Raw genomic sequence first — 12,510 nt, forward strand, 5'->3', positions numbered from 1 at the left:
GCTCGTTCAGGGCGTTCCTGAGCCATCCGTTACACTGCGCCCGGATTGCCCGCAGGAGTTTCCATGGCACCGCACGCCTCGCGCCTTGGCCGCCGTCTGTTGATCGTCGCCGCCTGCTGGATGCTGGCCGGGATGGTCGTCGCACAGCCGGACGACGCCACCCTCGCCTCGCAACGCGCCGCGTTCAAACAGGCCTATGCCGCTGCCAGCCAGGGCGGCGACCGCTGGCGCGCGCTGGTCGGCGGGCTGCAGGACTACGTGCTGTATCCCTATCTCGAAGCGGCTTCGTTGCAGCACGATATCCAAGAGGTGGATCGCCCCACCGTGGAGTCCTATCTGCGGCGCTATCCCGACCTGATCCCGGCCGACGACCTGCGCCGCACTTTTCTGCAGGAACTGGCGCGACGCCAGGACTGGACCGATTTCGTCGCGATGTATCAACCCGGCCTGGGCGACACACTGACCTGCGATGCCCTGCAGGCAAAACTGGCCGGTAACGCCCCACTCGATTTCGATCGGGACCTCGCCACGCTGTGGACCGAACCGTCGCTGCCCTCGGCGTGCGATCCGGTGCTGCAGGCGGCCTCCGAGCAGGGCCTGCTGACATCCGCGCGCATCTGGGCGCGCATCGACCTGGCTGTCGATGCCGGCAAAGGCAATACCGTCGCAAGCATGGTCCAGTGGCTGCCGCCCGCAGAGGCGCAAGCCGCGCAGAACCTCGCGCTGGCAATGAACGATCCCGCCGCCGCCGCGCAAGCGGCCACGCAATGGCCCGACACGCCGCGCGCGCGCCAGGCGGCCACGCTGGCGCTCGTGCGCCTGGCGCGCCGCCAATCGGATACCGCCGACAGCGCATGGCAGACGCTGCAAACGCGGCTGCACTTCGCACCGGAGCAGCGCGACCGGGTGCTCAACGCCCTGGCGGTTTTCCATGCCACCGATTTCGACGACAACGCCCTGGCGCGGCTGGTCAACCTGCCGCCTTCGGCGCAGACGCCGGTCAGCCGCGAATGGCGCGTGCGCGTCGCGCTGGCCGGACAGCATTGGCAAGCCGTGCTGGACGCGATCGATGCGATGCCCGCCAGCCAGCAGCAAGACGACGAGTGGCAATATTTCCGGGCGCGCGCCCTGGAGCAACTTGGGCAGGCGCAGCAAGCCCGGCGCGCCTACGCCAGCGCAGCCGATCTATCCAGCTACTTCGGCTATTTGGCCGCCGACCACCAGCACGCTCCCTATGCGCTGTGCAGCACGCCACTGTCCGCGCATGCACAAGGCGAGCAGGCTGTCATGGCCATTCCCGGCATGCAGCGTGCGTTCGAGCTGTTCGCCGTCGGCATGCCCAAGCCCGCGCGCCGTGAATGGAACCGGGCCCTGGCGAATGCCGATGCACAGACCGTGCGCCAGGCGGTGATCCTCGCCAACCAGCGCGGCTGGTACGACCGCGCCATATTCGCGTTCAATCATGACGAGGCCCTGCACTACTACGACCTGCGCTTTCCGCTCGCCAGCCAGGACGGCCTGGTGCCGCAGGCCGAACAGGCCGGCATCGACCCGTCCTGGGCCTACGGTATCTTGCGCGTGGAAAGCGCCTGGATGAGCGATGCGCAATCGGGCGCCGATGCACGCGGGCTCATGCAATTGGTGCCCAGCACCGCGGCCGACGTAGCGCGCCACAACGGCCTGCCCTGGAACGGCGGCAACAGCCTGTATGACCCGGCCACCAACATCGAGCTGGGCACCCGCTACCTGGCGCAGATGGCCGAGCGCTTCGACGGCTCGCCATGGCTGGCCAGCGCCGCCTACAACGCCGGCGCGGCCAGGGTAAACCAATGGGTCGACGCACGCGGCAACCTGCCGCCCGACCTGTTCGTGGCGACCATTCCGTTCAAGGAAACCCGTGAATACGTCGCACGTGTGATGTACTACAGCGTGATCTATGATTGGCGCCTGCACGGCGCGGCCGCGCCGATCTCCACCCGCATGGTGCCGATCGGAAAGCCGTATAGCCGTCCGGACGCAAACGATCCACGCAAGGACATGACCTGTCCCGCGCCGTCGGCAGCCGCACCCGCGGCATCGGCTTCCGTACCTGCGGCAGCATCGGCGCCGGCAGCACCCGCAAGCAGCGCATCCGCCATGGACAAGGCGCACTGACCCAAGGAATTCGTCATGACAATACAGCGCATCGTCCTGCTCGGCGGAACCGGTTTCGTCGGCAGCTATCTGGTGCCGCGCCTGGCCGCGGATGGCCACCGCATCATCCTGCTTTCACGCAATCGCGAGTCGCGCCGGGCGCTGGCCGTGCTGCCGCAGGTCGCCATCCGCAGCGTCGACGTCTACGACGACCAAGCCTTGCGCCGCCAATGCGAAGGCGCCGATACCGTCATCAACCTGATCGGCGTGCTCAATGCCGGCGGACGCCATAGTTTCCAGCGCGCGCACGTGGAATTGGCGCGGCGGCTGATCGACACCTGCAAGGCCACCGGCGTGCAGCGCCTGCACCAGATGAGTGCGCTGAAGGCCGGCCAGGGCCTGTCGCAATATCTGAAATCGCGCGGCGAGGCGGAAACACTGATCAAGGCCTCATCGCTGAACTGGACCCTCTACCAGCCGAGCGTGATCTTCGGCGCCGGCGATGGCCTCGTCGCGCGCTTTGCCAGCCTGCTGCGCAAACTGCCCGCGTTGCCGCTGGCGCGGGCCAATGCGCGGCTTGCACCCACCTACGTGGGCGATGTGGCCGAAGCCATCGCCCGCTGCGTCGCCGACGACACGCTAAGTGCGCGCCGCAGTTTCGAACTGTATGGCCCGGAAGTACTCACGCTTGGTGAGATCGTGCGTGCCATCCGCGATGCCGCCGGCTTGCATACGCCGGTCATACCTCTGCCTGACAGCCTTGGCCGCGTGCAGGCACAGGTGGCCGGCCTGCTGCCCGGCAAGCCGTTCTCGCCCGACAATTTCCGTTCGCTGCGCACCGACTCGGTCGGCAAGGTCGACGGCTACGCCGCGCTCGGCATCGTGCCGCAGCCATTTACGCCATGGCTGCCGCGCTTGATCCACGGCCTGGCGCGCCAGCGCCGGCTGGACATGGCCAGGCAGACCTTTCGCCACCACTGAGCGCGACACCGCGACACGCCATCGTCGAGGTTTGACGCATCCAAATGCTTTTTTCGGTATGACTGCCGCAGGGCCATCGTGCGCGCATGGGTAGCGCGCGAGCCGAAACGCTGAAAGCAATGAAGGGGTGTGCCAATGTCTTCGATCCGATTCGCGCGCAAGGCTGTCACGCGCTACTGGCTGCGTATCAGCGTTGCCATGCTCTGGTCCGCCTCCGCAGGCGTGGCGCTTGCCAGCGACGGCCCGCGCCCTTCGACCCCGGTGGACTGGGTCAATACCTTTATCGGCACCGGCGGCACCGGTGCCGAATACGGCGGCACCATGCCGTTCGTCAGCACGCCGTTCGGCATGACCAACTGGACCGCGCAAACCCGGCAAAACCGTATCAGCGTGAGCTCCTACGAATACGACGACCGCTACATCCAGGGCTTCATCGGCACCCACCAGCCGGCGATCTGGATGGGCGACTACGGCTACGTCACACTGATGCCGGAGATCGGCAACATCAACTATGCGCCGGAAGCACGCCGCTTGCCGTTTACGCACAAGGATGAAACCAGTACGCCGTACTACTACGCGGTAACCATGGGCACCGATGCCGCCTCGCGCATCCATGCCCAGATGACCGCTACCGACCATGCCGGCTACCTGCGCTTCACTTATCCAAGCGGCGCGAAGGCCAGCGTATTGGTCGAGGCGACCCGTCCGGGCATCAAGGGCTTCATCAGCATCGATGCTGCCCGCCACGAAATCACCGGCTATAACCCGGATCGCATGGATGCACATCTGGGGCCGCTCGCACTGAGTCACTTCAAAGGCTATTTCGTGGTGCGCTTCAAGCAACCGTTCGCTGCGGCGAAAGTCTACGAAGGCGTGCTGACCTGGCCCGACAGGCATGACGTCCAGGGCAACAACGTCGGTGCTTTCGCCACTTTCGACACCCGCCGCGATAACACCGTCGACGTGCAAGTCGGCACCTCGTTCATCAGCATCGCGCAGGCGCGCGCCAACCTCGACGCGGAAATGCCGAACTGGAACTTCGATGCCCTGCGCGATGCGCTGAAAGCCACCTGGAACCAGAAGCTCGGCATCGCCACCATCGAAGGCGCCAGCGACGACCAGCGCCGCATCTTCTACACCGGCCTCTACCATGCCCTGCTTTATCCGAAGCTGTTCTCCGAGCACGGTCGCTACTACAGCGCGTTCGACGACACGGTGCACGACGGCACCTCTTACACCGCGTATTCGATCTGGGACATCTTCCGCGCCGAGAACAGCTTGCTGACGATCTTCGCGCCCGAACGCATCAATGGCATGGTGCAGGCGCTGCTGCAGGATTACCGCGAAGGCGGCTGGATGCCCAAGTGGCCCAATCCCTCCTACACCAACATCATGATCGGCACGCATGCCGATTCGCTGGTCGCCGAAGCCATCAGCAAAGGCTTCAAGGGATTCGACTGGCAACTGGCCTATCAGGCGGTCTACAAGGATGCGATGACACCGCCGGACGGCGACACCACGCGCCGCTGGTTCGACCGCGAACCGCACACGCCGTATGAAGCGCGCGCCGGGCTCACCTATGCCAGGCAGCTGGGCTACATTCCCGCCGACAAAATCTCCGAGTCCGCCTCCAGCACGCAAGAAGAAGCCTATGACGACTACGCCGTGGCGCAGGTCGCCAAAGCCGTCGGCAAGACCGACGATTACCGCTTCTTCATGCAGCGCTCGACCAGCTACCGCAACCTGTTCAATCCGCGGCGCGGTTTCATGCAGGCAAGGAATGCCGATGGCAGCTGGGCATCTCCCGACGACGGCTGGACCGAAGGCGACCAATGGGTTTACCTGTTCGCCGCGTTGCACGACGTGCCGGGGGTGGTGCGGTTGCTAGGCGGCCCACAAGCCGCCGCCGCGAAGCTGGACGAGCATTTCAACGGCGGCCACAACCGCCACGACAACGAACCCAGTCATCACTACGGCTATCTGTACGACTACACCGGCCAGCCCTGGAAAGCCCAGGCGCGCGTGCGCGAGATCGCGCGCGATGCCTACTCCGACACCGTCGACGGCGTGCTGGGCAACGAAGACTGCGGGCAGATGTCGGCCTGGTATATCTTCACCGCCATGGGGTTCTATCCGCTCAATCCTGCCTCGGCGCACTACGTGATCGGCAGTCCGCTATTCACCCGGGTGACGCTGAACCTGCCCAACGGCAAGCGCTTTGACATCACCGCTGCCAACAATTCCTCGCAAAACGTCTACATCCAATCGGTAACGCTCAACGGCCAAGCGCTGGACGAACCGCTGATTTCGTATGCACAGATCGAAGCCGGAGGAACGCTGGCGTTCGTCATGGGCCCCAAGCCCTCGCACTGGGCCGCCCACTGGCATCCGCAGGCGCTGCCATGAACCGCTAAAAAAAATTCAAACATCCAACCAAGCCTTCGCTTCGCGCACGCGAGGCCATCAAAATGAGAACAACGCCATGACACTACGTACACGCAAACTCGGCGGCCAAGGCCTGGAAGTATCGGAAATCGGCCTGGGCTGCATGGGCATGAGCCAGTCCTATGGTCCGGCGGAAGAAAGCGAGTCCATTGCCACGCTGCACCGGGCGATCGAACTGGGCTGCACGTTCTTCGATACCGCCGAGGTCTATGGCCCGTTCGCCAACGAAGAGCTGCTCGGCCGCGCCCTCGCCGGCAAGCGCGACCGCGTGCTGATCGCCACCAAGTTCGGCTTCAAGATCGAAAACGGCAAGAATGCCGGCACCGACAGCCGCCCCGAACACATCCGCGAAGTGGTGGATGCCTCGCTCAAGCGACTGCGCACCGATCATATCGACCTGCTCTACCAGCATCGCGTGGACCGCAATGTGCCCATCGAAGACGTGGCCGGCACCGTAGGCGAGCTGGTGAAACAAGGCAAGGTGCGCTTCTTCGGCCTGTCGGAAGCCGGCGTCGCCAACATCCGCCGCGCACATGCCGTGCATCCGCTGTCCGCGCTGCAGAGCGAATACTCCCTGTGGGAACGCAATCTGGAGCAGGACATTCTTCCCACGCTGCGCGAACTGGGCATTGGCCTGGTGCCTTTCTCGCCACTCGGCCGCGGCTTCCTCACCGGCGAGGTAAAGCGGGCGGAGGATTATCCGGAAACCGATTTCCGCCGCAACGATCCGCGCTACCAGGGCAAGCACTACGACGCGAACATGCAGGCGGCGCAGGTCGTGCGCGATATCGCCAGCAACTTGCAAGCCAAACCCGGCCAGATCGCCCTCGCCTGGCTGCTCCATCGCGGCGATCACATCGTGCCGATTCCCGGCACCAAGCGCCGCAAATACCTGGAGGAAAACATCGCCGCCGCCGACATCAAGCTCGACGATGCCCACATGAAGGCACTCGACGATGCCTTGGCGCCGGGAAAGACCGCCGGACCGCGCTACAACGAAACCATGATGGCGACGGTCGATCGCTGATACGGATGTTGGCGCTGCGGGCGACGGCCCGGCCAACGGAATGCAGCATACCGGATGTCGCTTGAGGAGCACCCCGATGGCAAAGAAACATGCCGTTCCGCCACGCCTTCGCCAGCAACGGCTGACCGCATTGCGCAACCTGAAAATGGCCAAGTCCGCGCATGCCTACGTGCGCGGCAACGTGGTGCAATTCTACGATTGGCTGGAGCAGGCCGGCCGCGTGCTGCCCCAGGGCCCGGAGATCTGGATCTGCGGCGATTGCCACGTCAGCAACATGGGGCCGGTCAGCGATGTCGATGGCAACGTGGATATCCAGATCCGGGACCTCGACCAGACCGTCATCGGCAACCCCGCGCACGACCTGATCCGGCTGGGCGTTTCCCTCGCCACATCCGCGCGCGGCTCCGACCTGCCCGGCGTGGTGACGGCCCAGATGCAGGAAGAACTGATCGCCGGCTACGAACTGGCCCTGAGCCCGAGCGGCCACGCGCGCGTGGAAAGGCCCGCCACCATTCGCGTGGTGATGAAACGCGCACTCAAGCGCCGCTGGAAACATCTGGCCGAAGAACGACTGCAAGACACCACGCCGGATATTCCGCTGGGCCGGAAATTCTGGCCGATCACCGCAAACGAGCAGCAGGAACTGCAAGCGCTCGCAGCCAGCGATGCGATGCGCAACCTGGTGACGCAACTCATCCACCGCAAAGTGGATGCCCCGATCCAGCTGCTGGACGCAAAATATTGGGTGAAGGGCTGCAGCTCCCTGGGCTACCTGCGCTATGCCGTGCTGCTCAGTGTTGGGCGCGCCGACAAGGGCAAGCCCGATCTGTGCCTGATCGACATCAAGGAAGCGCTGCGCGCCGCCGCGCCGCATGCCAAAGGCAGCCCGATGCCCAGGAGCAATGCGGACCGCATAGTGCAAGGCGCAAAACATCTTGCACCGCACTTGGGCGAGCGCATGTTGGCCGCGAAGATCCAGGGCAAATCCGTCTTCGTGCGCGAATTGCGACCACAAGATTTGAAGATCGATCTCGACCGGCTTACCTCGAGAGAAGCCATGGGCATCGCCCGCTACCTGGGCCATCTGGTCGGCCGTGCGCACGCCTCGCAGCTCGACCGCAAACAAAGGCAACAATGGCTGCGCGACCTCAAGCTCCAGCGTCCGGCCAGTATCGACGCCCCCTCATGGCTCTGGCGCAGCGTAGTCGAACTGATCCAGGCGCATGAAGGCGGCTATCTCGATCATTGCCGGGGATTTGCATTGGAGCAGGCACAGCAACAGGATTGAAGCACCGCAACCCTATCGTGCATGACTTTACGCGCGGTTGCGCAATGCACCGCACGCCAACATGGAAACGGGGACAGATCCGGTTCGTTTTACTTTATGGCGTATTGACCTCAAGGTAACCACCTGAGGCACAACCTACGCGCGCTTCAAGACGCGAAGCGCACTTGGGGGATGGCAAGGGGATTGCTGTACGTGCTGCGCGTGCGCGTCGCCGCGACAACCACATCGAACGCAGATCGCTCGCCGGAAAAGCGAGCGATGACGCACGCCTACTCGGCGCGGGGGATGCCCTTCCTATCATCCATAAAAGGATATCGATCATGGTTACGAAGCGATTTCGGGTCAATCCATGCCTATCTATCGCGCTGTGTGCAATAGCGTTTGCAGCGCTAAGCTTTGGGCGGCCCGCGCAAGCGCAGGTGCAAAGCAGCCTGGGTAACGAAGCAGGTTCACAATGCCAGACAGTGAGCGTGGACGATGAGGGCAATGCGATCGGCAATTGTGCCACCGGCCCCAACGGTGGCGCGCCGGTGGCGTGGTTTTCGGCGACGGGTTCCGGGGCGCAGACGCCAATGGCGCCGCTTGTCGCAGGCGAGCCATGCAGTGTCGTTGGCGCCACCTATCTTACTGATCTGCAAGTTACGCAAAACATGACGAAAGCCGTCGGAAATTGTAGCGATGCAAACGGTGTTTCCAATGCGGTTTACTGGAACATTTCATCGGGCGTACCTGGCGGGCCAACGGTATTGAAGCCGCGGCAGGGCATTCTCGGCATTTTGCTCGAAGACGTCGCCTCGAAAGCCATGTACACCAATGGAACATTTGCAGCAGGGGAGAGTATTAGCGCAACCGGCGATATCACCCCTGTAGCCTGGAAGCCGGAAGGCCATGCAGACCTCCCTTATACGATGACATACGACAGCACCAATTGTGTGCCGGCCGGGATTACGCCTGTCGTGTATGAAGGCGATGGTTCCAGTTTTGACCCCGATCTAGGCTATGTTCCTACCATGGTGCTGAATTGCCCCCGGGTAAACGGAACAAATGGCGCCGAACTCGTTTTCCTGAATCCCGGTAGTGGCCTTCTCTCAGGCATCGAATACTCCGAATACGACGTAGCGTTAAACCCTCCAGTTTCCGGAGGAGCATGCGTCGTAAATGCCATAGGCTATTCCAGAACCGAGGAAGTCGCCCTTAGCGTTCCAAACTTCACGGGTGTCGGAGCCGCCGGCTCATGCACTGCGCCTGGCGGCCTGCCCGTGGCGGTCACGTGGCCGCAAGGCAACGATCCAGACATAGGCTTGGCGGGCTACTCCTTTACGGCCACGCCAGTCACCCGCGATGCATCGATCGGCCAAGTCGCAAGCAATGCGGTAGCGATAAGCCCGGACGGAGGCGAGGCGTTGATTACGTATACAACTGCCGGGCTGCCGAGCGCGGCCGCATGGACGCCTAACCTCGATACGTTCCAGGCCATCGCGCCGCCTTCCGGTAGCCTGGGTGCTGTTCCGGTAGGCCTGTCGAATAACGGAACCGTCGCCCTGAACATACAAACTGCCACACAAAACACTGAAGCCGCGCTATGGACACCTGCGGGTGGTGTCGTGCCGCTAGGGTTCCTGGGCGGCGGCTCGAACAGCCTGCTGACCACTATCGCGCCCAACGACTCTGACATTCCCGGCACCACCTATTCCGGTGGCTCGGCGGAGAACAGTTCAGGCCAGTCGATCGCAACGATCGTCATCGGTCCTTGAGTCAGCTCGGCTTCGCCGTAAAGGAAGATCGGATGCGTGCATCCGATCTTCCGCCGGGTGTCGTGATAGCATGTGCCCTTTGACAATCACCAGGCATCGATACATTGAGCTGGCCTTGTTGCAGCGCGGCCATCCTTGCGCATGAAAGTGGTTATCTGAAGCATCGCCGACGCCATGCGTTCAAGCCTGCGCAAGATCACGGTTAAAGCGACAGGACCACTTCTATCCAAGCAATCACGCCTCTTTCTCTGGAATTTACTTTTGCGTTTTTGACTTTTCACTCTTCGCCTTGCCGATCAGGTCTGGAGCGCAAACAACCATCACCAACACACAGATTGTACCCATGCCTACGGGCAAACAAATGCCAACAGGAGTGAACAGCTTTTCGAGCATTCGATGCCAAGCGAATTGCCATCCTCCACTTTGAACTAACATAAAGAAAAAGGTCAGCTGTGATCCAATAGCGGCGGTGAAAAAAATGTAGATAACTTAAATCTTTTCAAGAATTGAACAGCCGCTGATCCGAAAAGTCCGCCAAATATTCCCGACACAAACCAATCGAACATAATTATCGTCCTTATTATTTTTTTTCACTTTGTTTTGGTGCTTCAGGCTGGATCAGCATAGGTTCCCTGGTCGCAGCTTGAATGGCCTTCTTTGCCGACGTACTCATCATCATTTGATTTACACGGATCACTACGCCTTCCGTCGTCTTCAAATTTGACATGGCATTGGCGACATTGGCTCCTTGGAACATCGCTGTCTGGTAGACCCCTCCCAAGGCACCAATACCCATCGTGCCAATAAGTGCATAAATCGAGAAACGTTGATCGAAAGCAGAGCTGAAATTCGAACCATTGCTGTACCAGTCGGACCCTGCCCCTATGGCAGCGCCTCCCGTATAAGTTGCTCCAGATACAACAGCACCTGTTCCGGCTGCTGCACCCAACGAATATCCCTGCGCTGCGATCCGATAAGCGGCCCACGCCTCTTGTCCCCACGCGGCCACAGCAGGTGCTGATGCAATAGCTACTGCCGTGCCCGCCTCGGCTGCCGCTACGCCAATCATGTTGTTGCCATCGCTGCTAACAGCATTATCCGCCTTGACCAATCCCCACTCGCCTCGATTATTCACATAGTCCTGAGCCGTGATGTATTGGTCCACTTGCAACCCCAACTGCGTGGCCAGCGGGTCGTTGACGTAGTCAATGGCTGTGCTGATCCCGTCTTTGTATTGGTCGGCGCAATTCAAACCGCTTGCGTTGCAACTGCGCACAAGGTCTTGTTCTTGTTTTGCCGACAGCTTTTCCGCATCGGTCTGAGCGGTTTGGATGCAGACTTGATCTCCGTTGCATTGCTTGATTTGATCTTGCAGCGCTTTGAGCTGGGGATGCGACAGGTAGTTGTAGCGCGTTCCGTCCAACGCCGTCGCCGCGCCGGTACCCCCACCCACGGCCGCGCCCACCGCGGTGCTGGCGAGTTGCAACATCGTGGCGAACTCCGGTGTTCCTGGCTTATAGCCTTGGCTGGTCAGGTAATCGGCCATCTGCTGAATCACCAGCTGATTGGCCGTCGCACCTAAAGCACCTTGCACCACATTGCCGCCGCCCAACGCGNAGTTGTACTTCATCCCGTCCAACGCCGTCGCCGCGCCGGTACCGCCACCCACGGCCGCGCCCACCGCGGTGCTGGCGAGTTGCAACATCGTGGCGAACTCCGGTGTTCCTGGCTTATAGCCTTGGCTGGTCAGGTAATCGGCCATCTGCTGAATCACCAGCTGATTGGCCGCCGCACCTAAAGCACCTTGCACCACATTGCCGCCGCCCAACGCGGCAATACCTGCGCCCACCACCCCGTGCAGAATGGTGCGTTCGGGACTGCCTTCGGCCCAGCCCATCGTGCTCGCCAGATCACCAGCTGCGGTCATGCCGACCTGTCCGGCGACTTGCCCCATCTCCAACTTCTCTTGCACTTTCTGCGCATCGAAGATCGGAGCCAGCGCCTGGTTGTCGAGCGAGGGGTTTCGATCTAACCCACTCAGGTCTTGAGTGGGGTTATCGCGCACGACGATCATGCCTTGTGCGATTCCCGCGTTGGTATCGCTGCTGCTATTTCCTTTCTGCGCGATGCCCAGGTTCAGGCCGCCACTGAAGCCGCTGTTGCCGTAGCCACCACCATTCGAGCCGTAACCACCGCCGATGCCGATGCTGCTGGCGCTGTAGTTGGCTTCATTGCGGATGTTCTCGTCAGTGAGGCTGCCGGTGTCGAGGACGTTCTCGCTCGGATCGGCACTGCTGGCGATCACGCCGCCGACCAGATGCGTGTTGCCGCCCACCACGATGGTGAAACCACCGCTACCGGCCTGGATGCCGCTCACGTCGGTCACGCTCTGGTAATGGCTGTCGGTCTTGCTCTGGTTGTAGCTCAGGCCGCCGCCACTGCTCATGCCGCCATAGCCGATCACCACTTGGCCGTTGGCCTGCATCTGCTTGCTGGCGTAGTCGTCGGTGTCCTGTTCGCTTTGGATCAGCAGGTTGTTGCCGATGGCGCCGATCACCTGTTGACCGGTGAGCTGCGCACCCTTGATCGTGGTGTCGTTGCCGCTGACGAGTGTCAACGTACCGTTGGCGGTCACGGTGGTGTCGGTGTGCGTCATGCCGTTGCCGTGTGCATTGCCCTTGCCAACGCAGCTTCGGCATAGATACCGAAGCCGCTGCTGCCAATCAGCACACCGACGCCGGCGCTGGTGTTTTCGTTGTTGTTTTGAAGCGTGTGGTTTTCTGCCTGGCTGAGGAGGTTGAGGTTGTTTTGTGCAGCAAGTGCGACATCTTGGCCGCTAACCTGGCTGCCGACGATGTTCAGGTCGCCGCCGGTAGCCGCGA

The 12,510-nt window shown here is 62.0% G+C and carries 8 protein-coding genes; 6 read left to right on the plus strand and 2 right to left on the minus strand.

What is annotated here, in order from left to right; genetic code table 11:
* Nucleotides 1-63 precede the first annotated feature (63 nt).
* The 6 genes from ISP15_RS16575 (at nt 64) to ISP15_RS16600 (ending at nt 9,628) form a co-directional block, all read left to right on the plus strand.
* Nucleotides 64-2,154 carry a transglycosylase SLT domain-containing protein gene (locus tag ISP15_RS16575; protein ID WP_404548885.1) on the plus strand — a complete coding sequence of 697 codons (2,091 nt, stop codon included), beginning with the start codon at nt 64-66 and terminating at the stop codon, nt 2,152-2,154.
* 15 nt (nt 2,155-2,169) lie between these two features.
* Nucleotides 2,170-3,114: a complex I NDUFA9 subunit family protein gene (locus ISP15_RS16580; RefSeq protein WP_404548886.1), complete on the plus strand. Its 945-nt coding sequence runs from the start codon at nt 2,170-2,172 to the stop codon at nt 3,112-3,114.
* Nucleotides 3,115-3,249: 135 nt separating this feature from the next.
* Nucleotides 3,250-5,520 carry a GH92 family glycosyl hydrolase gene (locus ISP15_RS16585; RefSeq protein ID WP_404548887.1) on the plus strand — a complete coding sequence of 757 codons (2,271 nt, stop codon included), beginning with the start codon at nt 3,250-3,252 and terminating at the stop codon, nt 5,518-5,520.
* Between the two features lie 76 nt (nt 5,521-5,596).
* Nucleotides 5,597-6,586, plus strand: a complete 990-nt coding sequence (locus ISP15_RS16590; protein WP_404548888.1) for an aldo/keto reductase — start codon at nt 5,597-5,599, stop codon at nt 6,584-6,586.
* Between the two features lie 76 nt (nt 6,587-6,662).
* Nucleotides 6,663-7,874 carry a DUF2252 family protein gene (locus ISP15_RS16595; RefSeq protein WP_404548889.1) on the plus strand — a complete coding sequence of 404 codons (1,212 nt, stop codon included), beginning with the start codon at nt 6,663-6,665 and terminating at the stop codon, nt 7,872-7,874.
* Nucleotides 7,875-8,038: 164 nt separating this feature from the next.
* Nucleotides 8,039-9,628 (plus strand): hypothetical protein, encoded by a 1,590-nt coding sequence (locus ISP15_RS16600; RefSeq protein ID WP_404548891.1) that lies wholly within the window; start codon nt 8,039-8,041, stop codon nt 9,626-9,628.
* A gap of 580 nt (nt 9,629-10,208) precedes the next feature.
* Here the strand turns inward: ISP15_RS16600 and ISP15_RS16605 are convergent.
* Nucleotides 10,209-12,284: a hemagglutinin repeat-containing protein gene (locus tag ISP15_RS16605; RefSeq protein WP_404548892.1), complete on the minus strand. Its 2,076-nt coding sequence runs from the start codon at nt 12,282-12,284 to the stop codon at nt 10,209-10,211.
* A partial coding sequence (locus ISP15_RS16610) for a hemagglutinin repeat-containing protein (RefSeq protein WP_404548893.1) occupies nt 12,281-12,510 on the minus strand: 230 nt, incomplete at its 5' end. The genes ISP15_RS16605 and ISP15_RS16610, both read right to left, overlap by 4 nt.

The sequence above is a fragment of the Dyella jejuensis genome (assembly GCF_044904675.1).
In the GTDB taxonomy this organism is placed as follows: Bacteria; Pseudomonadota; Gammaproteobacteria; order Xanthomonadales; family Rhodanobacteraceae; genus Dyella_B; species Dyella_B jejuensis.